At 54.6% G+C, this 25315-nt stretch carries 25 protein-coding genes; 22 read left to right on the top strand and 3 right to left on the bottom strand.

All coding sequences use genetic code 11. The annotated features are described in order from the left end of the window. The first annotated feature begins 5 nt into the window (after positions 1-5). The 11 genes from thrS to U2949_RS09980 all read left to right on the top strand — a co-directional run bounded on the left by thrS (position 6) and on the right by U2949_RS09980 (position 10914). Positions 6-1928: a threonine--tRNA ligase gene (gene thrS, locus U2949_RS09930; protein ID WP_026482682.1), complete on the top strand. Its 1923-nt coding sequence runs from the start codon at positions 6-8 to the stop codon at positions 1926-1928. A 46-nt stretch (positions 1929-1974) separates the two neighbouring features. Next, complete coding sequence (gene infC / locus U2949_RS09935; protein ID WP_080584954.1) at positions 1975-2499, top strand: translation initiation factor IF-3; 525 nt, start codon at positions 1975-1977, stop codon at positions 2497-2499. A 128-nt stretch (positions 2500-2627) separates the two neighbouring features. Continuing rightward, complete coding sequence (gene gshB / locus U2949_RS09940; protein WP_026482680.1) at positions 2628-3590, top strand: glutathione synthase; 963 nt, start codon at positions 2628-2630, stop codon at positions 3588-3590. Next, on the top strand, positions 3587-3994 hold the full coding sequence (locus tag U2949_RS09945) for a PTS sugar transporter subunit IIA (RefSeq protein WP_009454402.1): 408 nt from the start codon (positions 3587-3589) through the stop codon (positions 3992-3994). Before gshB ends, U2949_RS09945 begins: the two co-directional genes overlap by 4 nt. 35 nt (positions 3995-4029) lie before the next feature. Continuing rightward, positions 4030-4299, top strand: coding sequence for an HPr family phosphocarrier protein (locus U2949_RS09950; protein WP_003800381.1), 270 nt, complete (start codon positions 4030-4032; stop codon positions 4297-4299). 60 nt (positions 4300-4359) lie between these two features. Beyond that, positions 4360-6072, top strand: coding sequence for a phosphoenolpyruvate--protein phosphotransferase (ptsP, locus tag U2949_RS09955; protein ID WP_321287801.1), 1713 nt, complete (start codon positions 4360-4362; stop codon positions 6070-6072). 318 nt (positions 6073-6390) lie between these two features. Further along, positions 6391-6876: a hypothetical protein gene (locus U2949_RS09960; protein ID WP_026482678.1), complete on the top strand. Its 486-nt coding sequence runs from the start codon at positions 6391-6393 to the stop codon at positions 6874-6876. Between the two features lie 106 nt (positions 6877-6982). Beyond that, entirely contained in the window at positions 6983-7270 is a 288-nt protein-coding gene (locus U2949_RS09965) for an accessory factor UbiK family protein (protein ID WP_009454398.1), read from the top strand. A gap of 87 nt (positions 7271-7357) precedes the next feature. Then, complete coding sequence (locus tag U2949_RS09970) at positions 7358-8512, top strand: MFS transporter (protein WP_321287802.1); 1155 nt, start codon at positions 7358-7360, stop codon at positions 8510-8512. Positions 8513-8605: 93 nt separating this feature from the next. Further along, positions 8606-9283, top strand: a complete 678-nt coding sequence (locus U2949_RS09975) for a pentapeptide repeat-containing protein (RefSeq protein ID WP_321287466.1) — start codon at positions 8606-8608, stop codon at positions 9281-9283. 107 nt (positions 9284-9390) lie between these two features. Next, positions 9391-10914: a YifB family Mg chelatase-like AAA ATPase gene (locus U2949_RS09980; RefSeq protein ID WP_321287468.1), complete on the top strand. Its 1524-nt coding sequence runs from the start codon at positions 9391-9393 to the stop codon at positions 10912-10914. Between the two features lie 109 nt (positions 10915-11023). Here the strand turns inward: U2949_RS09980 and U2949_RS09985 are convergent, their stop codons facing one another. Together U2949_RS09985 and U2949_RS09990 are read right to left on the bottom strand one after the other, a co-directional pair. Next, positions 11024-11803 carry a hypothetical protein gene (locus tag U2949_RS09985; RefSeq protein WP_321287470.1) on the bottom strand — a complete coding sequence of 260 codons (780 nt, stop codon included), beginning with the start codon at positions 11801-11803 and terminating at the stop codon, positions 11024-11026. 74 nt (positions 11804-11877) lie between these two features. After that, the gene (locus U2949_RS09990) at positions 11878-12645 is read right to left on the bottom strand and encodes a hypothetical protein (RefSeq protein WP_026482673.1); all 768 of its coding nucleotides are present in this window, start codon (positions 12643-12645) and stop codon (positions 11878-11880) included. A gap of 871 nt (positions 12646-13516) precedes the next feature. Between U2949_RS09990 and rpmI the strand changes: the two genes are divergently transcribed. The 7 genes from rpmI (at position 13517) to U2949_RS10025 (ending at position 19362) form a co-directional block, all read left to right on the top strand. After that, positions 13517-13714 carry a 50S ribosomal protein L35 gene (rpmI, locus tag U2949_RS09995; RefSeq protein WP_003800367.1) on the top strand — a complete coding sequence of 66 codons (198 nt, stop codon included), beginning with the start codon at positions 13517-13519 and terminating at the stop codon, positions 13712-13714. A gap of 16 nt (positions 13715-13730) precedes the next feature. Next, positions 13731-14090 (top strand): 50S ribosomal protein L20, encoded by a 360-nt coding sequence (gene rplT / locus U2949_RS10000; protein WP_009454390.1) that lies wholly within the window; start codon positions 13731-13733, stop codon positions 14088-14090. 70 nt (positions 14091-14160) lie between these two features. Then, positions 14161-15183, top strand: a complete 1023-nt coding sequence (gene pheS, locus U2949_RS10005; protein ID WP_321287473.1) for a phenylalanine--tRNA ligase subunit alpha — start codon at positions 14161-14163, stop codon at positions 15181-15183. Positions 15184-15260: 77 nt separating this feature from the next. After that, positions 15261-17666, top strand: a complete 2406-nt coding sequence (gene pheT / locus U2949_RS10010) for a phenylalanine--tRNA ligase subunit beta (protein WP_321287475.1) — start codon at positions 15261-15263, stop codon at positions 17664-17666. Between the two features lie 9 nt (positions 17667-17675). Further along, on the top strand, positions 17676-17999 hold the full coding sequence (locus U2949_RS10015) for an integration host factor subunit alpha (protein ID WP_009454385.1): 324 nt from the start codon (positions 17676-17678) through the stop codon (positions 17997-17999). A gap of 77 nt (positions 18000-18076) precedes the next feature. Further along, a complete protein-coding gene (locus tag U2949_RS10020; protein WP_003800357.1) occupies positions 18077-18481 on the top strand; it encodes a MerR family transcriptional regulator in 405 nt (134 codons plus the stop codon). A gap of 68 nt (positions 18482-18549) precedes the next feature. Continuing rightward, a complete protein-coding gene (locus U2949_RS10025) occupies positions 18550-19362 on the top strand; it encodes a ferritin-like domain-containing protein (protein WP_321287477.1) in 813 nt (270 codons plus the stop codon). On the opposite strand, the gene U2949_RS10030 is transcribed toward U2949_RS10025, so the two are convergent. Then, a complete protein-coding gene (locus U2949_RS10030) occupies positions 19337-21049 on the bottom strand; it encodes an anti-sigma factor domain-containing protein (protein ID WP_321287479.1) in 1713 nt (570 codons plus the stop codon). The two genes, U2949_RS10025 and U2949_RS10030, sit on opposite strands and share 26 nt — an antisense overlap. 69 nt (positions 21050-21118) lie before the next feature. Between U2949_RS10030 and U2949_RS10035 the strand changes: the two genes are divergently transcribed. From U2949_RS10035 to sufB, 4 genes are all read left to right on the top strand, one after another. Then, positions 21119-21361 carry a hypothetical protein gene (locus U2949_RS10035; protein ID WP_321287481.1) on the top strand — a complete coding sequence of 81 codons (243 nt, stop codon included), beginning with the start codon at positions 21119-21121 and terminating at the stop codon, positions 21359-21361. Between the two features lie 172 nt (positions 21362-21533). After that, entirely contained in the window at positions 21534-23315 is a 1782-nt protein-coding gene (locus U2949_RS10040) for an ABCB family ABC transporter ATP-binding protein/permease (protein ID WP_321287483.1), read from the top strand. 60 nt (positions 23316-23375) lie between these two features. Continuing rightward, positions 23376-23870: an SUF system Fe-S cluster assembly regulator gene (locus U2949_RS10045; RefSeq protein WP_003800349.1), complete on the top strand. Its 495-nt coding sequence runs from the start codon at positions 23376-23378 to the stop codon at positions 23868-23870. Beyond that, a complete protein-coding gene (gene sufB / locus U2949_RS10050) occupies positions 23867-25315 on the top strand; it encodes a Fe-S cluster assembly protein SufB (protein WP_009454374.1) in 1449 nt (482 codons plus the stop codon). The genes U2949_RS10045 and sufB overlap by 4 nt, the downstream gene beginning before the upstream one ends.

Genomic DNA, 25315 nt, shown 5'->3' on the forward strand with positions numbered 1-25315 from the left:
GTGTTATGGTCCGAATCACACTGCCCGATGGCTCCCAGCGAGAGTTTGAGGGCCCGGTTTCCGTCAGCGAAGTGGCGAACTCGATTGGTACTGGCCTGGGCCGCGCAGCCCTGGCTGGCCGTGTCGGCACGCCCGGCACCGAGTCGCGTCTGGTGGATACCTCGTATGTGATCGACCAGGACAGCAATTTGGCCATCATCACCGCCAAGGACGCTGACGGTCTGGATTTGATTCGTCACTCCACCGCCCACTTGCTGGCTTACGCGGTCAAGAGCTTGTTTCCGGATGCCCAAGTCACCATTGGCCCGGTGATTGACAACGGCTTTTATTACGACTTTTCCTACAAGCGTGCCTTTACGCCCGAGGATCTGGAAGCCATTGAAAAGAAAATGGCGGAACTGGCCAAGAAAGACGAAGTGGTTACCCGCGAAGAGTGGTTGCGTGACGATGCCGTCGAGTTCTTCAAGAGCATTGGCGAGGACTACAAGGCAGAGATCATTGCCTCCATTCCGTCCAACGAACCGATCAGCCTGTACCGCGAAGGCGATTTCATTGACTTGTGCCGTGGCCCTCACGTGCCATCTACAGGCAAGCTGAAAGTATTCAAGCTGATGAAAGTAGCCGGGGCTTATTGGCGTGGCGACAGCAATAACGAAATGCTGCAACGCATTTACGGGACTGCCTGGGCGACCAAGGAAGATCAACAAGCTTATCTGACCATGCTGGAAGAGGCCGAGCGCCGCGACCACCGCAAACTGGGCCGTGAGCTGGATTTGTTCCACTTCCAGGAAGAGGCCCCCGGTCTGATTTTCTGGCACCCCAAAGGCTGGGTGATCTGGCAGCAGGTCGAGCAATATATTCGCCGTGTCTATCAGGATAATGGCTACCAGGAAGTGAAAGCACCGCAAATTCTGGATTTGTCGCTGTGGAAGAAAACCGGTCACTGGGACAACTACGCTGAAAACATGTTCACGACCGAGTCGGAGAATCGTGTTTACGGCTTGAAGCCCATGAACTGCCCCGGTCACGTGCAGATCTTCAATTCCGGTCTGCATTCCTACCGTGAACTGCCTATCCGCTACGGCGAGTTCGGTCAGTGTCATCGCAACGAACCCTCGGGTGCCTTGCACGGCATGATGCGTGTACGCGGCTTTACCCAAGACGACGGCCACATTTTCTGTACCGAAGACCAACTGCAAGACGAGTGCGCCGCCTTTACCGCTCAGCTGCAAGCCGTCTACGCGGACTTTGGCTTTACCGAAATTCTGTACAAAGTGGCTACTCGCCCGGAAAAGCGTATCGGTGACGATGCGGTTTGGGACAAGGCTGAACAAGCCCTGATCGAAAGCTTGCGCCGTACCGGCTGCGAGTTCGAGATCTCGGAAGGCGAGGGCGCTTTCTACGGTCCGAAGATTGAGTACACGCTGAAAGACGCCATTGGTCGTCATTGGCAGTGCGGCACCATCCAGGTGGACTTCTCCATGCCGGCCCGCTTGGGTGCCGAGTATGTGGATGCCCAGGATCAGCGCCGTGTGCCTGTCATGTTGCATCGTGCTATTTTGGGTTCCTTCGAGCGCTTTATCGGCATGCTGATTGAAAACCACGCCGGTGCCTTGCCTGCCTGGTTGGCCCCGGAGCATGTGGTGGTATGCTGCATTTCCGAAAGTTCAGCCGATTATGCTCAATCCGTGGCGCAAAACCTGAAGAAAATGGGATTCCGTGCCTCCTCTGATTTGCGTGGTGAAAAAATCACTCGTAAAATCCGTGAGCACAGTATGCAAAAAGTGCCCTATATTCTGGTCGTGGGTGAAAAAGAGCGTGAAAACGGCGCAGTCGCCGTGCGTGCGCGTGGTGGCGTGGACTTGGGCGTCATGCCAATAGCCGATTTTTCAGCACGATTGAAGCAAGAGATCGATAGCCGTCAGTAAAACAGGAACGCTATCGTTTTTATCGACATTTTTAGGAGTTTTCGACATCGCAACCGAGAAAAAACATCGCATCAATGGTGAAATTCGTATTCCAGAGGTGCGACTCATTGGAGTCGAGGGTGAGCAGCTAGGTATCGTCAAGGTGCCTGACGCCTTGGCAATGGCAGAACAGCATGATGTGGATCTGGTGGAAATCGCCCCTGCGGCTGTACCACCGGTGTGCCGTTTGATGGACTACGGCAAATTCCGCTATCAGGAACAGAAACGTCAACAAGAAGCCAAGGCCAAGCAGAAAATCATTCAGATCAAGGAAGTCAAATTCCGTCCCGGTACGGATGAAGGCGACTACCAGGTCAAGCTGCGTAATGTGAAGCGTTTTATTGATGATGGCGACAAGGTTAAAGTGACCTTGCGTTTCCGTGGTCGTGAAATGGCTCACCAGGAACTGGGTATGCGCGTACTGGAACGGATTCGCGACGAAGTCAGCGAAATCTGTCAGGTAGAAGCCATGCCCAAGCTGGAAGGCCGTCAAATGGTCATGGTCTTGGCGCCTCGCAAGAAAGCGTCCTGATACTCTTGCACGATACTGCCTGGATCCGCCCAGGAGCATTATGCGTCGCTCGACTCGCTCCCAAGTAGCGGGTCGGGCACAATCGCCTTTGCAGCCCGGCTGCAAAGGCGTTTTTCTCTAGGTGTCATATGCACGTTTTATTCATCATTGATCCCTTGCCCAGCCTGTCGGCTTACAAGGATTCCTCCGTTGCCATGATGCGTGCATTCCTGGCGCGTGGTCATCGCGTCAGCGTAACCTTGCAGTCTGATTTGTACATTTCCCAAAGCCGGGTTCGTACGCGCAGTCAGGCTGTCAGCATTGCTGCAGATGCCGATTTGCGTGCGCCTTCGTGGTGGACACATCCCGAACCTGCCACCGAGCAGGAATTGAATGCCTTTGACGCAGTCATCATGCGCAAAGACCCGCCTTTCGATATGGAGTACTCCTATTCCACGCACTTGCTCAGCTTTGCGCAGGAGCAGGGGGCCAAGGTATTCAATTCGGGCGCGGCCATTCGCAATCACCCCGAAAAACTCGCTATTACCGAATTTCCGGAATTTACCCCACCCACCTTGGTCACCCGTGACATGGCCCGTTTGCGCGCCTTTCACCAGGAACACAAGGATGTGATCGTCAAGCCGCTGGATGGCATGGGCGGCATGGGTATTTTCCGTCTGCAAGATCCCGAGCCCAATCTGGGTGCGATCCTGGAAACGCTGACAGCCAATGGTACGCAAACCATTATGGCGCAGCGCTACATCCCTGAAATCGTCAAGGGTGACAAGCGCATCCTGATCATCGACGGCGAACCTGTACCTTACGCCCTGGCTCGTATTCCCCTGGCGGGCGAGACACGCGGCAATCTGGCCGCAGGTGGTCGCGGGGTCGCCCAGCCATTGTCCGAACACGACTGGCACATTGCCCGTACCCTGGGCCCTGTGCTGGCCGCACGTGGCTTGCTGCTGATTGGTCTGGATGTGATTGGTGACTATGTCACGGAAATCAATGTGACCAGCCCCACCTGTTTCGTTGAAATTACTGAGCAGACAGGTTTTGACGTTGCACAGCGTTTTGCCGAGGCCGTCGAACAAGCGACGGGACGCGCGTGATACGCCTTGCCTTGATCATGCACGAGCCCCTGGCCAGTGCGTTTGCCAGCTGTGCCGAGCACGTCCTGGGTGAAAAGCCTGATCTGTTTGTCTTTGACATTCAGGCCGACGAATGCACGGATACGGCGGTAGACCGCTTGCTGGGGCAGCTGCAAACGCAAGCGCCGGACTCGCCCGCCACACTGATACTGTGTGACCTTTACGGCGCCACCCCCTTTAATGTGGCACGTCGAGTCCAGCAAGCTTTGCAAGATCAAGGGCAGGGCGCTTATTTATTGACCGGCACCAATATGTGCATGGTGTTGAAAGCCTTGACCGAGCGACGTGACAATCCCGAGCAGTTCGCTCAGGATGTCATGGCAGGTGCATTGCGTGGCATTGTCCACGCCGACTGCCATTGCTAATTTGAATTTTCACTTTCATTTTTCCAGTTGCCCTTATGCCTAGCGTATCCATCACGATCAGTAATAAATTAGGTCTTCATGCACGGGCAGCAGCCAAGCTTACCCAGTTGGCCGGCCGTTATAGCAGTGAGATTTTTATCGCGCGTGGTTCTCAGCGCGTGAATGCAAAAAGTATTATGGGTGTCATGATGCTGGCCGCCGGAATGGGGGTCACTGTGGTTGTCGATGCCCAGGGTGACGATGCCGATCAGGCCCTCAATGATATTCAGGCGTTGTTTGACGCCAAGTTTGGTGAAAACGAATAAGGAAGAAATCTGGTCATGAATAGTGCTGCAGCTCGAACCCCGGCGTCTGATTTGTCCGCGATGTTTACCGCTCAAGGCCAAGCAGTCGGTAAGGGGTATGCCATTGCCAAAGCCGTGGTAATGAGCGCAGCAGCACTGGAAGTCCCTCATTACCGGATTGCGGCCGAAGACGTCGATTCTGAAAGCCAGCGCCTGCTTAGCGCCATGGCCAGTACTCGTGACGAACTTCGTGCCATGGTTGACCAGCTACCTGTAGATGCTCCACGCGAGCTTGCACCTATCCTGACAGTGCACAGTCTGCTTCTGGACGATCCCATGCTGACGCAGCAAACCTGCGCCATCATTGCCGAGCGTCACTACAACGCGGAGTGGGCGCTGACCTCACAAGGTCAGATGCTGGTTGAGCAGTTCTCTCAAATGGAAGACGAATACCTGCGCGAGCGTGGTGCTGATGTACGCCAGGTTATCGAGCGCGTATTGCGCGTTCTGGCAGGCAAGCCTGCTTTGCTGCCTGGTTTTTCAGCCGTTCAGGAAGAGCCGCTGATTGTGGTAGCACGCGACATTTCCCCGGCAGACATGCTGCGCTTGCGCGGTGGTCATTTCGCCGGTTTTCTGACGGATTTGGGTGGGCCCACCTCGCATACAGCGATTGTGGCTCGCAGCTTGAGTGTTCCTGCAGTAGTGGGTTTGGGCAGCTTCCGCAGTCTGATTCGCGATGGCGACTTTCTGATTGTGGACGGCTTCTCGGGTGCGGTAATTGTGAACCCGTCGGAGCAAGTGCTGGCTGAATACCGGGAGCGGCAGGAAGCCTATCGTCGCGAACGGGCCGAACTGGAAGAATTGCTGGATGCTCCAGCGATGACATTGGATGGGATCAACGTCCGCCTGGAAGCCAATATCGAGCTTCCCGAGGAGGCGGAGCTGGCTTTGAAAGCCGGCGCCGATGGCATTGGCTTGTTCCGCAGCGAGTTTTTGTTCATGGGACGCACGGATTTGCCTTCCGAGCAGGAACAGTACGAAGCGTACTCCCGCGTGGTGAAAGCCATGAAGGGCAAGGTCGTCACTATCCGTACACTGGATATTGGGGCTGATAAAACTCTGGATGGAGACGCCACGGTAGCGACTAACCCGGCCTTGGGCTTGCGTGCAATTCGCTACTGTCTGGACAAGCCCGAGATGTTTGCCACCCAGCTACGTGCTTTATTGCGTGCCAGCTTGCATGGACAAATCCGTATTTTGATCCCCATGATTTCCTCCATGAACGAGGTGCATGCCAGTCGTCAGGCTATTGAGTCGGCAGCTCGGGAACTGGAAAAATCCGGTACCCCATTCGCACGGAACTATTTATTGGGGGCCATGGTGGAAGTGCCCGCCATCGCCATTGCCATTGAGCCCTTTGTACAGGAACTGGATTTCCTGTCCATCGGCACCAATGACTTGATTCAATATGTTCTGGCTGTAGACCGGGGCGATGCTGAGGTTGCCAGCCTGTACGACCCCATGCACCCCGCCGTCTTGCGTTTGATTGCACACACGATCAACGCGGCCGACCGTGCCGGCAAACCGGTGGCGGTCTGTGGGGAAATGGCGGGGGATGCGTCGGTGACTCGCATGTTGCTGGGGCTGGGCCTGAAAGAATTCTCCATGCATCCGCAGCAACTGCTGGATGTGAAAAAGGAAGTGCGCCTATCGCATTCCAATGCCTTGCGCGTGAAAGTTGCCAGTGCCTTGAACCGTGCCGAGCGCATCGATCTGGCTACCTTAGCCGCCTAAGTAATTGAAAACAGGCCAATTTAATTGGCAAATATGTAACAAACCCCGGCTGTAGCCCCATGAGGGATTCCATTTGTAACAGCGTATAGGAACCTGGTCGCTTGCTAGGTGCTTGTTGTTAAAGGGTTTGTCATGAAGCTTGAGCTATATCGTCAGAATAATTGAAATCAGGATTTACACTAATAGATTGGTCTGTGTGCTCAGCACCGATAGAATGGCTTCTAGGGGAGTTGTAACAGACCCAAGGCCGAGCCGGAAGTCGCACCAGGCATCGGCCCATTCTATCTAGCGACCTTGGAATAGTAGGAAGGAAATCTTATGAAACTGACTCGTGCTCATTTTGCTGTCATGGCCGCTGCTGCTTCGATGACTCTTTTGGCTGCGTGTTCCAAAGAGGACGACAAAGCCGCTACGAGCGCGCCACCTGCTCCTGTCGCTGCTCCACAATCGACAGCACCTGCCACTCCACCCGCACCAGAGGCTGACAAGTCCCTGGAGCAAAAAACGGAAGAACTGAAGCAGGACGCCGCTAAAGTTGCTGACGACGTCAAAAAAGAAGCAGAGGAACAGAAAGAAAACGCCAAGGAAAATACCAACTCCTTGAAGGAAGATGCCAAGGCTGCTGGCGATAAAGTCGCTGAAAAAGCTGGTGAAGCCAAGGATGCAGTAGCCGATGCTGCCAGCCGTACGGGTGATGCCATTAAAGATGGTGCTGCCAAGGCTGACAAAGCCATCCAGGACAAGCTGGGTAATGGTGTTGATTCCTCGCCATCTTCCGTGCCTTCGGAACAAGCCAAACCTTAAGGCTTGAATAATTCGGCTGATTGTCAGGCCAAATGCAAAAAGCGGGTGCCTTTGGCACCCGCTTTTTCTATACTGCTGGTAGTGTCAATATTTTCAGGAGAGGACCATGATTAATCGTAGCGAATGGCTGGAAGATCTGCAAAAAAACGTCTCGGAGCTGATCGCCAAAAGTCCGGCTGCCGATATTGAGCGCAATGTAAAAGCCTTTATGGGTCAGGCCTTCAACCGTATGGACCTGGTTACTCGTGAAGAGTTTGATACCTACAAGCTGATGCTGGAACGCGCATTGGCTCGTGTGGCGGCTCTGGAAACACGTTTGCAAGCCCTGGAAGGGCGTCAAACTCCTGTTCCTCAAGATGGTGACACCTCTGCTCAAGAGGGCAGCCAAGGCTGATCACTTCATTTGAATACAGTCACCAGGCCTGGGGGCAAACAATCGGCCAGCCCCTTTTTTATTGCTGTCTTTCTTGTCTTGACCGGGGTGTGCGCTGCACTGCATGTGTGGAAAGTACCCCCGGCTTTGCCTTTTATGCAGCGCGAACTGGGCATGGACCTGGTGCAGTCAGGTTTTCTGCTGGCCAGTGTGCAAATGGCCGGGATGTTGCTGGGGCTATGCATAGGCCTGATCTCCGAGAAAATTGGTCTGCGTCGCTGCATTTTGACGGGGCTGGGTATTTTGAGTCTGGCCTCGTTAATCGGCTCCTTGTTTGAACATAGCACGCTGGTGTTGCTGGGCCGCATGATAGAAGGCTGCGGCTTTCTGATGGTGGTGCTACCTATTCCCGCCTTGATCAAACGTATTACTGATGCGGCGCGTTTGAGCCGAGTCATGGGGCTGTGGGGCTGTTATATGCCCGCCGGGGCAGTCTTGATGCTGTGGGCTGGCGCGGCCTGGTTGGCAGTTGGCTCCTGGCGTACCTTGTGGGTGGTTCTGGGTATCTTGACAGCCATCTTCATGATTTTGACCTTCCTTCTGGTGCCACCGGATTCTCAGACTCAAACCAGGAGTGCGGCGCAGCACACCTCTGCTCACCGCTGGTCCAGTCTGCTACGCACGACTTTAAGCTCCGGCCGGGTTTGGTTGCTGGCTTTGGCCTTTGGTGTGTACGCGGCGCAATGGGCAGCGGTCGTGGGTTTCATGCCCACTATTTACAATCAGGCGCAGATAGCAGTCGGCACCGCCGGTTTGCTGACAGCCTCGATTGCTGCCGGGAATGTCGTGGGTAATCTGGGGGCAGGGCGCTGTTTGCATGCAGGTATCCCACCTCATAGGCTGCTGCAGGCAGGCTACTTGGGCATGATCGCATGTGCGGTTCTTGCGTTTGGGCTGACACAAAGCTTGGCGGTTCAGTTTGTCGCCATCCTGCTGTTTTCGATTGTGGGCGGCTTGATTCCAGCTACCTTGTTCTTCCTGTCGGTCACGGCAGCACCTTCGCCGGAGACCACTTCGACCTCGGTGGGCTGGGTACAGCAATGTTCTTCTCTGGGTCAGTTTGTGGGCCCCCCTGTTGTGGCGTCGGTTGTACATGCTTTGGGTGGATGGCAATGGGCTTGGGTCGCGACGGTTAGTTTTGCCGTATTGGGTTTGATCATTGCATGGCGCTTGTCGCATTTGGGTTTGCCTAATGGCCGTTAGGCCTTGTTCAGATCAGTGCCGGATTAGACGAAACAGATCATGAAAGAGCCAGCTCAATAAAGCTGGCTCAGTTTTTTTTGAAGGAAAAGCAGCATGCTCGTCAGTAATGTCCAGATCACAAGAGATGAACTGGTTGATCTTTTGGCCGCCTCCCATGAGTCTTTGAGTTTCGAGAACTGCAGTTTTGATGATGAGGATCTGTCGGGTCTGGAGCTGGATGGTTTGCAGTTTTCGGGCTGCAGTTTTTTGAATACCCGCTTTACACGGGCGCATTTGCAAGACACGGTCTGGCAGCGTTGCAAGCTGGGTCAAGCGGATTTCAGCTTGGCTGATCTCAGTTCGGCGTGTTTTAGGGTTTGTGATCTGCACTTGAGCAAGTGGGTGCGCACCCAAATCGCTTCCTTGCAGATCGAGGGTTCCAAGCTAAGCGGTGCTGTTTTCAACGAAACCCGTGGTTTGGACCTGAGCCTGCGCGAGTGCAAGCTGGTGGGTGCTACTTTGCGCGCCATTAATTTCCGTAAGCAAAATCTGGTGCAACTGGATTTCTCCGATGCGGACTTGGGCGGCTGCAATTTTCAGGATGCCGTATTTGAAGGCGGCAGTTTGAGGGGCGCCAGCTTGAGAGGGGTGAACTTCAAGGGAGCAGACCTTCGCAGTGTGGAACTGGGCAGCATCACCTTGTACGAATTGAATAACTCTTTCCAAGGCGCATGTTTGTCCGTAGAGCAGGCCGTCCAGCTGGTCAGCTCCATGGGTGTGCAGGTTCAGTAAGACCCTGGGGCCGTACAAGTACGCAGTGATGTTTTAAGACAGGCATCTGGAGACTATTTCTCTTGGCGGGCAGACTGAATGTTTGCCTTGGAAAGGGAGAAGGGCATATGTCCTTGGCCGTGTTGAACAGTTGTGCCTTGTCGGGCCTGGATTTTATAGACGTACGTGTCGAGGCGCATGTCGCCCCGGGATTGCCCGCCTTTAATATTGTTGGTTTGCCTGATGCCGGTATTCGCGAAAGCCGGGAGCGTATACGGGCTGCCTTGCAAGCCAGTGGTTTTGACTTTCCCGCTGCCCGACTGACTATCAATCTGGCTCCTGCTGATTTGCCCAAAGATTCGGGGCGTTTTGATTTGCCTGTGGCTCTGGCGATTTTATTGGCCAGCGGGCAGTTGAGCCGCCCAGATGATAAGCAGCGCGAGCAAGCGATTATCGGTCTGGAGCGCTATGTCATGGCCGGGGAGTTGTCTTTGACGGGGGCCGTGGTTCCTGTGCAGAGTGCGCTAACGATTGCCCTGGGTATGGCGCGTCGGCATCCGGAGCTTTGTTTGCTTTTGCCTGCGCAGAGCGCAGAAATGGCGGCCCATGTTCCTGACCTGCAGGTCTACGGGGTTGCCAGTTTGGCAGAGGCGGCGGGGTATCTGCGAGGGGACAAGGAGCTGGAACCCGCATTGGCCAGGCCGTGGCCAGAAGAGTGGAATGATGGCCAACAACTTTGCTTGTCGGACGTGCTGGGGCAGCCTTTGGCTTGCCGTGCTTTGGAAGTGGCCGCTGCGGGTGGCCATAGCCTTTTGTTAAATGGCTCGCCGGGTGTGGGCAAGACCATGTTGGCTCAACGTCTGCTGGGTCTATTGCCAGACCTGGAGCGATACGCTCAGCTGGAAGTAGCCGCCTTGTATTCCTTTGTGCAGGAACAGGATTTTTTCAGCAGGCGACCCCCTTTTCGTGCTCCACATCATAGTGTGTCTACTCCTGCCTTGATTGGAGGCGGTAGCCGCCCAAGACCGGGGGAGGTTTCGCTGGCTCATCATGGCGTACTGTTTCTGGATGAGTTGCCTGAGTTCAGTCGGCGTTCATTGGAGGCGTTGCGCGAACCGCTGGAGCAGGGCTGCGTGCATATTTCTCGTGCCCAGAAGCAAGCGGTCTTTCCGGCGCAATTTCAATTTGTGGCTGCCATGAACCCATGCCCCTGTGGCTGGGCGGCGAGCCGTCATCGGGCGTGTCGGTGTTCTCCTGCTCAACGGGAGTTGTATCGGCAGCGCCTGTCGGGGCCGATGCTGGACAGGATTGATCTTTTGGTGACCTTAAGCGAGTCCGAACCGGAGCGTGATCAAGCAGCACAGGCGTCCAGCCAGGTCAGGCTGCGGGTACAGGAGGCGATCGAGAGGCAGTTGGCACGTCAGGCGGTACGAAATGCTCGTCTGTCAGTGGCTGGTTTGAAAGAGCATGGGGGCTTGTCTGCGGAGGCCTTGCAGCTACTGGCCAGTGCACGCAAGCGCTGGCATTGGTCAGAGCGAGTGCAGGGTAGAGTCTTGCGGGTAGCGCGGACAATTGCGGACCTGGCCGGAGTAAAGCAGATTGCCAGACCTCATATCGCGGAAGCATTGCAGTTCCGGCCTGAATTGCCTTGAATCGAGGTAAGAAGAAGGCGGGTGTCGCTAGGTGTGGCAGGATTGGGCTGACTGTAGGCTGAGGGCGACAGGCGCCATGGCTTTCATGGTGGGCCTGTGCGTTGCTGGATTAGATTTTCAGGCTGCGTATGAAACTGCGCGCCTCTGTGGGAGAAGGGGGGGAGGGCTTATCGCTGTTATCGGCTACCAGCACAATATTGGTGTTGATGTTCTCACCCAGCTTTTCGATAACCTGTTGCCTGATGTGGCCGTAATTGGTCTCGGAGAGTAGAGCCTTTAAATAAAACACATTAATGTTTCCAATCAGATCTTTGATTGCGAATTTCTGTGTGAATAATTCGTCGCTGACTGCCTGGCTGGTTTGGAAGAAAATATTGCACAGTGCGATTTCCGACCCTGTATGGGCAATGCTGATTTGCAAGTTGACGCTATAAGTCTCTTTTTGGGGTGGCTTGATCACCTTGGTAGCCGTAGAGATCTGGGCATGTGATTTCGCGTTATAGAGGATGAAGGCAGGATCATCTTCAGAGAGTTGACTAAACAGATCAACACTTGCCGTGGCGCTATCGATTTGCGCTTGGTTGAGCCGTTTGAAAAAACTCTGCTCCAGTATTTGCTGCACGGTGATGCTTGCGGTACCGGCTGAGATTTTCAACGTGCTGGTTCCCTGCTCGCTCAGGTTCCAGAACAGATTGCCTACTGTATTCTTGAAAAAACTCAGCCAGCCTGCGGGGTCAACAAAGCGGGAGCCCAGTTTTTTGTCGGCGCCCATCTGGGCCAAAAGGTTGGAATGGATAAAGTCTTCATAGCTCAGCGTATTGGTGTCTTCTGTGGTGGCAGAAATCAGATTGCCTGACACCACATAGGTTTGCTCAGTAGAAAAAGCCATCTTGATTCTCCTTTGTTGAATCCAGTGTCTGCAAGCGCACTGCCCGGCTTTACAGGCCGGGCTTGATTCAGTGCTTAAATATCCAGATCCAGCACAAAGTTCACAGCGTTATCGCCGAGCTTGTCGATGACTGCCTGGCGTACCTTCGAGTACACCGATTCATTGAGCACAATCAGGTTGGCTGCGCGGTAGAGCCAAGCGGTGGATTTGCTCCATTTCCAGAACAGGAAGCTGCCGGATTGGATGTCGGTCCGTGCATTGATGGCGGTCAGCACCATGCTGACGGTGCCGTGCTGGTCCTGGCCAGCAGGCAGAATCTGGAATTTGCCGCGGTCTTCTTTGGTGCTGCTGTGGTCAAACAGCTTCATGGGCTTTTGATTGGCAGGCTTGTTCAAGGCGCCGAATGTTTCCTGGGCGATTTTGTATAGCGGATTATTGACGTTGTTAACCACTGTCAGTATCACCTCCAGTACGACCTGGTCCATGGTGACGTCCGTATTCTTGGGTTGGAAGCGTTCAAAGAAGCTGCTGCTGCTACCCCAGCCCAGGTTGGTCAGCCCATCGGAGTAAAACTTGAACCATTTTTCGCGATCATTTTCGTTGGGGTATTTCTTGTCAGCGGCCAGTTGCATCAACAAGGTGCTGTTTTGCACGTCGGCGCGGGATTGTTCGGTCAGTCCGCTGACAAAGCAAGGGATGCTGGCTTTGGCAACGACGGCACCATCTTCGTCGGCACTGCTGGTCGCTCGTGCGGCTACACGGTTGCCGCCGGCCGGGGCGTCGGGAATGTCCAGGGCGTTAATCCATGCCAATACCTGCTTGTGGTCAGTAATCGTGCTCATGGTAATACTCCGAAATTAAAAAGGGTTTTTGCTGCATCAAAAAGTCTTTTTCGATTTTCCTTTTGAGATAATCGATTTTTTAAAAGACCTTAACTTTTAATTTGGTTTTGTTGTTGGTTGTTTATTAGTTAAGTTGATTGCGAAATTATTGTCAAAGACGTTTCTGAAATATATGAAAATCTTACAGTCGTTGCCAGTTATGAGTTGGCTTGCAATATGTGCTCTTACTTGAATTGCTTTGGCTGCCTATGGTGTGCTGGCTGCTTTGGTTTTCAAGTTAATTGATTTTTTATTTAATCGATGGTTGTTTTTTTATTATTTTTTGGTTGTGTTTTGATTTTGTTTTTTAACGGTCTGTTCGCTATTTATTTATATTTAAAGTTCGTTGTTAGGTGTGGAATGGATGTTTGGAAAATAGATACCATGCATGCGATGCATGAAATAAACAGCTGCGCAGCGACTGTTTAATCAAAGGTCGAACGGTGGTGGGGAAGCACTGACAACAAGGTGTTGTAAAGCGTGGGCTGATCCATGCCTTGGGATCACCCGTAGTAATGAGGGCTTGTGAAATGCTTAGAGGCGGGTGGAGTCTTCCGCAAGGATTGAGCGGATCGCGTCTGCTGACGCGCATCCGGCTGGGTCATTGTTTCTTGTTTTCCTTTATGGCCTGCCGACAACGGCCCTACTACAAAAAATCCCTTTGATATCTGGACAATCCTTCAGGGATCACCCTATAATCAAGAGCTTTTCCCCTGTTTGGATCTGTTCTGGCAGCGGGCAAAGAAAAAAATAAGTGCCTGTTTTGGGTCATACAAGTGTCAGCCAGCTTCCTAGGCGACCACCCGCAGACACAAATTAGTCGAGTAATTTCATGCCTAAAATGAAAACCAAAAAAAGCGCCTCCAAGCGCTTTGTGGTTCGTGGTAGCGGTTCCATCAAGCGGGGCCAAGCGTTCAAGCGTCACATTCTGACCAAGAAGACGACCAAGAACAAACGTCAGTTGCGCGGTGCCGTCGAGGTTCATAAAGCCGACGTCGCTTCCGTAAAAGCAATGATGCCTTTCGCTTGATTAGGGAGAATCGAACATGTCACGAGTAAAACGCGGTGTTAACGCACGCGCACGCCACAAGAAAGTAATTGCCCAGGCCAAAGGTTTTCGCGGCCGTCGCGGTAATGTATTCCGTATAGCCAAACAGGCTGTCATGAAGGCAGGTCAGTACGCCTACCGTGACCGCCGTAACAAGAAACGCGTATTCCGCTCGCTGTGGATTACCCGTATCAACGCAGCTTGCCGCGAACTGGATATGAGCTACAGCCAGTTTATCGCCGGCCTGAACAAAGCCTCCATCGCTTTGGACCGTAAGGTTCTGGCTGACTTGGCTGTTAAAGACAAGGCAGGTTTTGCTGCTGTTGTTGCACAGGCTAAGAACGCTCTGGCTGCTTAAGCGGTATCTGACTGTATAGTTCACAAACGGGGCCTTTGGGGCTCCGTTTGTTTTTGGAAAGTAACACGCCATGACTTCCTCCCACGACGATCTGATTGCCCAGGCTCGGGCCTTATTTGAGCAGTCTCAGGACGCCGCTTCGCTGGAAAACGCTAAAGCTCGATTTTTGGGCAAACAAGGTGCCATCACTGCCTTGATGAAAGGCCTTGCCCAGATGGAGCCGGAGCAGAAAAAAACAGCCGGTGCCAGCATCAACGTGCTCAAGCGCGAAATTGAAGATCTGCTGAACGATCGTCGTGCTGCCCTGGCGGCAGAACAATTGAACCAGCGACTGGCTCAAGAACAAATTGATGTGACTTTGCCCGGCCGTGGTCGTGGCACCGGTGGTATCCACCCGGTGATCCAGACCTGGCAGCGTGTTGAAGCCATTTTCCGCTCTATCGGTTTCGATGTGGCTGACGGCCCTGAAATCGAAAATGACTGGACAAATTTTACTGCTCTGAATAATCCAGAGAATCACCCAGCTCGTTCGATGCAAGACACGTTCTATATCGATATGAACGACGAGCAGGGTTTGCCCTATTTGCTGCGCACGCACACCAGCCCCATGCAGGTGCGTTATGCGCGCATGAATAAGACCCCTATCAAGGTTATTGCTCCCGGCCGCACCTATCGTGTCGATAGTGATGCTACCCACTCGCCCATGTTCCACCAGGTGGAAGGGCTATGGATTGCCGAGGATATTTCCTTTGCCGATCTGAAAGGCGTTTACACGAACTTTCTGCGCGCCTTCTTTGAAAGCGACGATCTGGTCGTGCGCTTTCGACCTTCTTTCTTCCCCTTTACCGAGCCATCCGCCGAGATCGACATGATGTTCTCCTCCGGCCCCAACAAGGGCCGTTGGCTGGAGATCTCCGGCTCCGGGCAGGTTCACCCGCAAGTGGTGCGCAATTTCGGTTTGGACCCAGAGCGTTACATCGGTTTCGCCTTTGGTTCCGGACTGGAGCGCCTGACTATGTTGCGCTATGGTGTTAACGATTTGCGCCAGTTCTTTGAAGGCGATCTGCGCTTTCTGAAGCAGTTCAATCGTTGATTCCTACTTCGCGCCGCTGGGCCTTTTAGGCCCGGTCGGTTCCGGTATACGCCGTTTTACGTCTCCATCTTTGCATCATGTTATTTTCCGAATCGTGGCTGCGCCGCTTTGTGAATCCCAAACTGGGAACTGAAGAACTGGGTCATCAACTGACGATGGCTGGCTTGGAGGTTGAAGAAATTCAAGCTGCTGCGCCTGCTTTTGAGCATGTTGTCGTTGGCTTCATCGCTGAAATTGCCCCCCATCCCGACGCTGACCGCCTGCGCGTTTGCCAGGTTGATGACGGCTCGGGCAAGCTGCTGCAGATTGTGTGCGGTGCGCCCAATGCGGCTCAAGGCATCAAGATCCCGGTCGCCCGTGTTGGTGCAGAGCTGCCCGGTGGCATGAAAATTGGCCCGGTTAAAATGCGTGGCGTGGAGTCCGCCGGCATGCTGTGCTCGGGTCGCGAACTGGGTCTGTCGCAAGATCACGATGGTTTGCTGGTACTGGATGCTGACGCGCCAGTGGGCCAAAGCCTGCGCGAACTGCTGGATCTGGATGATCAGATTATCGAATTGAAATTGACGCCTAACCGTGCGGACTGCCTGTCCGTGCTGGGTGTGGCACGCGAAGTAGCCGCCCTGACTGGCGAGCCACTGACACTGCCAGACTTCACTCCTGTTCCTGTCACGATTGAAGATCGCGTTTCCGTTACCGTGAAAGACGCTGATTTGTGCGGCCGTTTTGCCGGCCGTGTGATTCGTGGCGTCAATGCGCGTGCCAAAACCCCGGACTGGATGAAAACCCGTCTGGAGCGCAGTGGCCAGCGTTCGATCTCCGCATTGGTAGACATCTCCAACTACGTCATGCTGGAATTGGGCCGTCCTACGCACGTGTTCGATTTGCAGCACGTACAGGCTGGCCTGGAAGTGCGTTGGGCACGTAAAGGCGAGACGCTGGAGCTGCTGAGCGGTTTGAATGTCGAGCTGGATACCGATGTGGGTGTGATTGCGGTTAACGATGTGCCGCAAAGCATGGCCGGTATCATGGGTGGTGAACAAAGTGCCGTCACGCTGGACACGACAGATGTGTATCTGGAAGGCGCTTTCTGGTGGCCAGAAGCCATCATGGGCCGTGCCCGTCGCTACAAGTTTTCTTCCGACGCCAGCCACCGTTTCGAGCGTGGCGTGGACTTCGACTCCATTACCCAGCATCTGGAACGCACCACAGCGCTGATCCTGGAAATCTGCGGCGGCCAAGCGGGACCTATGGATGACCAAGTGGTGGCCTTGCCCGAGCGCAAGCCCGTTGCCATGCGCCTGGATCGTTGCCGCCGTGTTCTGGGTATTCCTCTGGATCAAAAGCAGGTTGAGGGCATCTTCACCTTGCTGGGCCTGGACTTCTCGGTGGCTGACGGTGTCTTTACGGTCAATCCTCCCAGCTTCCGTTTCGATTTGACGATTGAAGAAGACCTGATCGAGGAAGTTGCCCGTATCTACGGTTTTGAAAATATTCCTGACCTGCCTCCGGTTGCTGCCGCACAAATGCGTGTGCCAGTTGAGTCCTTGCGTGGTCCGCACGCCTTGCGCGCTGTATTGGCCGCCCAGGACTACCAGGAAGTGATCAACTTCTCCTTTGTGCAGGAATCCTGGGAAAAAGACATTAACGGACAGGCTGACCCTATCCGTTTGCTGAACCCCATTGCCAGCCAGTTGGCGGTGATGCGTACCAGTCTGATCCCTGGTTTGCTGGCAAATATTGAACGCAACGCCAACCGCCGTCAGTCGCGCGTGCGTGTGTTCGAGTTTGGCCGCGTCTTCATGCGCGATGCCTCTCAAGAAAATGGTCCGTTGACCGTGGCCGGGATCCATCAGCCCAACCGCATTGCGGCCGCTGCCTGGGGCCCTGTTGTGACCGAGCAGTGGGGACAGCCCGATCGTCTTGTCGACTTCTTTGACGTCAAGCGCGATCTGGAAACTTTGCTGGGCCAACGTGCTGCTCAAGTCCGTTTCGAGCCTGAAGCTCACCCGGCCTTGCACCCAGGTCGTAGCGCCAGTGTGAAACTGGATGGTAAAACCATAGGCTGGATCGGTGAAATTCATCCTCAGTGGTTGAGCGAATTTGGCTTGAATCAAGCGCCAGTCGTCTTTGAGGTGGATGTTGATGCCATCTCTCACGACGAAGTGGTGCACGCTCAGGAAGTATCCAAGCAACCCGTTGTGCAACGAGATCTAGCGGTTTGGCTGGATAAGGACGTATCCTATCAAGCTGTGCTGGATACACTGAACCAGGTGCGCAGCACGGCAGCGCAAGCGGCTATCGTCAAGGATATTCAGTTATTTGACGTCTGGCGCGACAAGAACGATGCATCGGAAAAGAGTCTGGCGATTCGTTTCTGGCTGCAAGACAGCGCAAGCACGCTGGACGATGAACGCGTCGAGCAATGCCTGGAAGCATTGTTGGCGGCACTGGTGTCTGCGCATGGCGCACGGGCACGAGCATAAGGAGACACAATGAACGTAGAGCGTACTCTGACCAAGGCAGATCTGGCTGAACTCTTGTTTGAACGTGTTGGCTTGAATAAACGCGAAGCCAAAGATATTGTGGATACTTTCTTTGCCGAGATCCGCGACTCCCTGGCTGACGGTGTCGAGGTCAAGTTGTCCGGTTTTGGTAATTTCCAGGTCCGGGACAAACCCCCGCGTCCTGGTCGCAACCCCAAAACGGGCGAGGTCATCCCGATTTCGGCGCGACGCGTGGTGACATTCCACGCCAGTCAGAAGCTCAAAAGTGTAGTCGAAGGGGCGCCAGTGGCGCCCGAGGATGACCAGGACTGAGCCCTGGTACGTTTGCGTACAGTTTTGCCTGACTGAACGTGTAAAATCACTCCTATTGTCGATGAGCATCAGTGGCTATGAGCACAAACGAAAAGACGGCGACCTTGCCACCTATCCCTGCCAAGCGGTATTTCACCATCGGTGAAGTCAGCGAGCTTTGCTTGGTCAAGCCCCACGTCCTGCGTTATTGGGAGCAGGAGTTTACGCAGTTAAAGCCCGTCAAGCGACGCGGTAACCGACGTTATTACCAGCACCATGAGGTGCTGCTGATACGCCGGATTCGCGGTTTGCTGTACGACGAAGGCTTTACGATCAGTGGTGCGCGCAATCGTCTGGGCGATGGTCCGGATATGCCTTTTGACCAGGAAGCCGCTGTGCGCCTGACCGGTCAGGAGATGCAGGCCCTGCGCACCAACTTGGGTCAGATCCAGGCAATGCTGGATCAAGCTTTGGCAATGACGGATCCGGGCTCGGCTCAGTAATCCGGGATTGTTAAGCAGGAACGAAGGTCGGCCTTGGTGCCGGCCTTTTTTCATGGAAGGGATTAGCAGTGAACTTACGTAGTCAGGCTCTGCAGGCGTTGTTAGTACAAGAGCCGGCAGCCAAGCTGGCAGCAGTACGAGCGATTGCCCATGGCTTGCCCGTAGGGGCAGATGAACATTTGGAAGAGCCGCCCGGCGTACCGGGACGGCCCGAGGGTTTGCGTTTTGTGAGCCCTCAGCATGTTCCCAAGCGGTCCGTGCGTACGACCCAGGGGCGAGCAGCCTTATTGCATTCCTTGGCGCATATTGAGTTCAATGCCATCAATCTGGCTTTGGATGTCTTGTGGCGTTATCCCGGTTTGCCCGACGCATTCTATGCGGGTTGGTTACAGGTGGCGGTAGAGGAGGCTTTGCATTTTGAGCTGCTGAGCGATCATCTTCAAACGCTGGGGGTCAGCTATGGGGATTTGCCTGTCCATGATGGCTTGTGGGAGATGGCAGAGCGAACACGCTTTGATCTGCTGGCGCGTATGGCTTTGGTGCCGCGTACTCTGGAAGCACGGGGGCTGGATGCCTGCCCCCTGGTGCATAAGAAGTTGCTGGATGCTGGCGATGAAAAAGCCGCCGCGATTATTGCCATCATCTTGCGGGATGAGGTCGGGCACGTAGCGTTGGGAAATTACTGGTATCGCAAAGTCTGCCAGGAACAAGGCTTGCCTGATTTTGCTACGTATGGCGAGTTGGCGCAGCGCTATCGCGCACCGCGTTTGCGCGGCCCCTTTAATCGCGAAGCCCGCCTGGAGGCGGGCTTCACTGTCGAGGAAATCGACGAGCTGGAACGGCTGGATGCCGCTTTCAAGAGCGGGTTGCCGACGAGCTAGCTTCCGTGTTGGGCTTGGGCAGGTTATCCAACTGCCCGAAGCTTACGATGCGACCAATATACAGAACGGGGCCTTCCGGTGCGCCACTATTGGAACCGCCTTCGGTTTCCAGTGTCATCTCAAAAATCTGCTCATCTTCTACGGTGCCAATCAAGGCCGCAGGAACGGTGATGGGGCGATTGGGGTCAATCAAACCCAATGAACGAATTTGTGTGCCGCGTGGGGTGTGTGTCCATAGCTGTACCGACTGCGTTGCTTTGACTTCAGTGCTGACCTTGGGTACCAGCAGGACATTGCCTTGTGGGTCTACTGTTGCAATCCAGGCCGGAGTAGAGGATTGGCCAGGGGCCTGCAGGATGGCCGCCTGACGTGGCTTCATCTCAATGACGTTGACAGGTGGCTCCGAGTTCATGTTCATGAGCAGGGCAATCACCAGGCCCAGAATCACGACCGCCGCCAAGCCGCCCCACAAAACAGGCATGGGCATGGCAAAGCCACGAGACTTGCGTTCGCCATCAACAGGTTCGGGTTTGCGTTTATTCTCTACCGGGACTGACTCAGGCTCGCTTTTGGCGGGCTTTTTCTTGTCTGCGACCTTGGCTGGTGCTGTCGGCGCTGCTTCGGCTGTGACAGCAACTGCTTTGGTGGCTGGGTCGGAGTCTGCACGCAGTAAGGTGGGGAAGGGCGGTGTGTGATCGTCAACCTTGTCGTTCGAACTGTTGGCGGACCAGCGAGGCTCAGTGCGAGTGGCAGCTTCCGCTTTGGTGCCCTGGTCTGCCGGAGTACTGATCTTGATACTGGGTTCCTGGCGCTCCGCTTTGCTAACGGGAGCGCTTGTGCTGGCTTTGTCAGTGCGTTCCGATTTGGGGGCTTCAGCAGCCGGACTGCTTGTGTTCCCAGCCTGACGACGTGCAGCAGGCGGTGGCAAGCCCAGGGTATGGTGAATGTGAGCCAGGCTGGTGGGGGCGGGCACTGTGGGGGTCAAGCAGTCCACAAGCTCCAGCCACGCTTGCTCCCAAGCCAATGCCAGGCGCGCTGCCTGATCATTTTGCTGCATCAGGGTATGGGCTTGGGCCAGTTCATGCTGGCTAAGCAAACCCAAGGTGTATTCGCCAATCATCACTGCATGGCGCGGATCGTTGGCGTTGCCTTCATTGATCAGGGGAGTGAGCTGTTGCAAGCCATGCTGGACCACAGCGCGCAATTGTGCGGGGGAACGGTTCAGCTGAGGGCCCAGCTGCTCGTAACTATTGCCGTGCAGATAGGCATGGATCATGGCGCGTTGGCTGGTGCCATCCAGCTTGCCCATGGCAGGGATGAAACGTTGGCCGGCTTGCGGCTTGATGGCAGGCAGGGCGTAATTGCTATCGCCGCTTTGCGCGCGTTGACGCAGGCGAGCCAGTAGCCTGAACCGCAGAATGCTGTAAATCCAGGCGCGCCCTTCGCCTAAATCGGGGTCATAGCCGGCGGCGTTCTTCCATAGCAAGACAAAGCTATCGCGCAGAACCTCTTCGGCATCAATGCGGCGGCCCAATACGGCCTGGCCCAAAGCCAGCATCAAGGGGGCTTCCTGGTCGTACAGCACATCCAGCGCCTGGCTGTCCTGTGCGGCTAACTGGTCCAGGGAAGAAGAATACGAAAAAGAAGAAGACGGCATGGATGGATTTTGCACGGTAAAGGGATTCATGAGCCAGATGTCTGGTATCGGGCGCTATTTTTACTGTGTCTGCGCCAGTTTCAGACAAGCAGGTATTGTATGCCTTTCGTTGAAGGCTTGAAGGTAACAAAGTGCTGGATTGCCAGCATTTTCTTTGCAGTGACAAGCCTTGAATTTCCCGATTTTCAGCACGGTATGCTTGCTGCTCTGGTCCATTGTTTTCGTGACTGTGGTTTGCAGGCCAATAATCTGCCAAACAAGCACGCCGACGGCAGGGTCTTGGCAGGGATAAGCGACTCAAAAGGCTATACTTATTTGTTATGTGCTGCCTGGCTGTTTTGATAATTTCCCAGGCGTAGAACCTCATTTCTGTATTCGTATCAAGGACATGGCAGGGCCTGCCTGCCAGTGGAAAGCGTAGTCTGCTTGTCCTGCCTTGATTTCAGCGTTGTGCTGCAACTTATTTTTAAGCTGTCCGCGGTTCTTCGGCTTTGTGCTGTTGGACTCGGACCTATTGCGTGTGCCTCCTCGTCCTGAAGTGCTTGATGGTGTCTCCGGTGGTCTGAGCACCCTGAAATCCTTATTTCCTTACGTTTGGCGATTCAAGACTCGCGTGGTCCTGGCCTTGTCCTGTTTGCTGCTGGCAAAAGTCGCCACCGTGATGATGCCGATCTACCTGAAGCAGGTGATCGATGCGCTGAGCCTGCCCGCTACGGCTTTGATGCTGCCGGTGGCCGCCTTGTTGGGATATGGCGCTGTACGTCTGGCCTCCAGCGCTTTTGGTGAAATACGGGATGCCTTGTTTGCGCGAGTCACGCAAGGGTCGGTGCGGCTGATTGCGAACCACGTCTTTCGACACCTGCTGGATCTGTCCTTGCGCTTTCATACCGAACGCCAGACAGGTGGCTTGAGCCGTGATATTGAGCGGGGCACCAAAGGCGTCAGTTTTCTACTGAATTTCCTGGTTTTCAATATCCTGCCTACCTTGCTGGAAATTGCTCTGGTTTGTGGCATCTTGCTCTGGCGATACGACTGGGCCTTCGCGGCGGTGACCTTGGGGACGATTGCTGCCTATATTGTGTTCACCTTGCTGGTGACTGAACGGCGCATGCGTTATCGGCGAGCCATGAACGACTTGGACAGTCGTGCCAACTCACGCGCCATTGATGCCTTGCTCAATTACGAGACAGTCAAATACTTCGGTAACGAGGATTACGAGATCAATCGCTACGATCAGAATATGGGCCAGTGGGTCCAGGCTGCCGTGCGTAATCAGGTGTCGCTGAATCTGCTCAATATTGGTCAGGCCTCGATTATCAGTGTTGGGGTGACGGCCTTGCTGTTCATGTCGGCGCAAGGTGTGCTGGCCGGAACCATGACGGTGGGGGATGTTGTGCTGGTGTCTGCCTTCCTGACCCAGCTGTATGCGCCTTTGAACTTTCTGGGTTTTGTTTACCGCGAAATCAAGAACTCCCTGGCTGATATGGAGCGCCTGTTCTCCTTGCTGCGTCGCAAGCAAGAGGTGAAAGATGCGCCGAATGCCCAGGTCTTGTCCTGTGAGCAGGCGGGTGTGCGTTTCGAGAACGTCAGCTTTGCCTACGACAGCCGCCGCAAAGTCATCCAGAACCTGAGTTTCGAGATTCCCGCAGGCAAGACCGTAGCGGTAGTGGGTTCTTCGGGCGCAGGTAAATCCACCTTGTCGCGTCTTTTGTTCCGTTTCTACGATGTGACTGAAGGCCGCATCCTGTTCAACAATCGCGAGCTGCGCGAATGGACGCAAGAGAGCTTGCGTCGTCATATCGGTATCGTTCCCCAGGACACGGTCCTGTTCAACGATACGATTTTGCACAATATTGCCTATGGCCGCCCTGATGCCAGCAAAGAGCAGATCGTGGCAGCAGCACGGGCCGCCAGTATCCACGACTTCATCGAAAGCCTGCCCGATGGTTACGAGACCATCGTGGGCGAACGTGGCTTGAAGTTGTCCGGAGGCGAAAAGCAGCGCGTGGCCATTGCCCGTACCTTGCTGAAGAATCCGCCGGTGCTGATTCTGGATGAAGCCACCAGTGCGCTGGACACGCGTACGGAACGGGCGATTCAGGCGGAGTTGAACGAGATTGCTCGCGACCGAACCACCTTGATCATTGCTCACCGTCTTTCCACGATTACGGACGCGGATTTGATTCTTGTTCTGGAGCGCGGACAGATCGTGGAGCAGGGCACGCACAGCGAGCTTTTAGCCCTGGATGGCGCCTATGCCCGCATGTGGAATATCCAGCAAAGTCTGGAGGGATAATTTGACCATATAGTACCAAAGCGGTACTATATGGCTCTACGACCTGTTCAGAGAGAAGGAATGCTGCGAATCAGTAAAATCATTGATTACGGCACTTTGGTGCTGACACACATGGCTGGCGATCCAGACCGTGTGTTCAGTGCGTCTGACTTGGCCGCCATCCTGGGTTTGGGCCAACCGACTGTCAGCAAGGTGCTTAAACTGCTGGGCCAGCACGAGCTGGTCATCAGCAGCCGAGGCGCACGCGGAGGGTATGTGTTGGGCCGCCCCGCCAAACAGATAAGTGTAGCGCAGATTATTGATGCACTGGAAGATCAGCCCTTTGGCTTGACTGAATGTGTAGCTACTCCTGGAGCCTGTTCCGTGGAGTCAGATTGTCATATACGCAGTAATTGGCAGCGTATCAACGATATTGTCCGGCGCACCCTCGAAGAGGTCAGTGTTGCAGACATGATACGCGTGCCTGTTAACGAATTTCCCCTGACACACAAGCCGGGTCCCGAATTGAAAAACAGAAACAAGGCGAACACCTCCAACGTGGAGTTAACCGAATGAGTACCGTCAACGAACATCTGGACACCTTCCTCGATCGTGATTACGAGGCAGGCTTTGTCACCGACATCGAGTCTGAAACCATACCGAAAGGTCTGAACGAAGACGTCATCCGTTTCCTGTCCGCGAAAAAACGCGAACCGGAGTTCATGCTGGAATGGCGCCTGGCTGCTTATCGCCAGTGGCTGACCATGAAGTATCCCAAGTGGTCGATTGTGGAATATCCACCTATCGACTTCCAGGACATCAGCTACTACTCTGCGCCCAAGAGCAAGGCCGACGGCCCCAAGAGCCTGGACGAGGTGGACCCTGAATTGCTGCGCACCTATGAAAAACTGGGTGTGCCCTTGCACGAACGCGCTCGTCTGGCCGGTGTGGCTGTTGACGCCGTGTTTGACTCGGTCTCGGTTGCCACCACCTTCCGCAAAGAGCTGGAAGAAGTGGGCGTGATCTTCTGTTCCTTTTCCGAGGCCGTGCGTGAATATCCGGAACTGGTGAAAAAGTACCTGGGTACGGTTGTCCCTCCTAGCGACAACTTCTACGCCGCCCTGAACTCGGCCGTGTTCTCCGATGGCTCCTTTGTGTTCATCCCCAAAGGCGTACGCTGCCCGATGGAGCTGTCCACCTACTTCCGTATCAATGCCCGCGACACCGGCCAGTTCGAGCGTACCTTGATCATTGCAGAAGAGGGCGCTTCGGTCAGCTATCTGGAAGGCTGTACGGCGCCGATGCGCGATGAAAACCAATTGCACGCAGCGGTCGTGGAACTGGTCGCCTTGGACGACGCCAAGATCAAGTACTCCACCGTACAAAACTGGTATCCCGGTGATAAGGACGGCGTGGGTGGTATTTACAACTTCGTCACCAAGCGTGGCGAATGCCGTGGCGCACGTTCGCACATCTCCTGGACGCAGGTTGAAACTGGCTCGGCCATCACCTGGAAGTACCCCAGCGTGGTGCTGCGCGGTGATGATTCCCAAGGCGAGTTCTACTCGGTCGCCCTGAGCAACCACCGCCAGCAAGCCGATACCGGCACCAAAATGATTCATATGGGTCGCAATACCCGCAGCACGATTATCTCCAAGGGGATTTCGGCTGGCCAAGGTATCAATACCTATCGCGGCCTGGTTCGTATTACCCCCAAGGCAGAAAACGCCCGCAATTACACCCAGTGTGATTCGCTGCTGATCGGCAAGCGCTGCGCTGCACACACCTTCCCAACCATGGAAGTGCAGAATCCCAGCGCCAGTGTGGAACACGAAGCAACCGCTTCGCGCATTGGCGAGGACCAGCTCTTTTATGCCATGCAGCGCGGCCTGACTGCTGAAGATGCCGTCTCCATGATCGTGAACGGCTTTTGTAAAGAAGTGATTAAAGAATTGCCCATGGAGTTTGCGGTCGAAGCACAGAATTTGCTCGGCGTCAGCTTGGAAGGCAGTGTAGGTTAA

It is taken from the genome of Alcaligenes phenolicus (assembly GCF_032063905.1).
GTDB lineage: Bacteria > Pseudomonadota > Gammaproteobacteria > Burkholderiales > Burkholderiaceae_B > Alcaligenes > Alcaligenes phenolicus.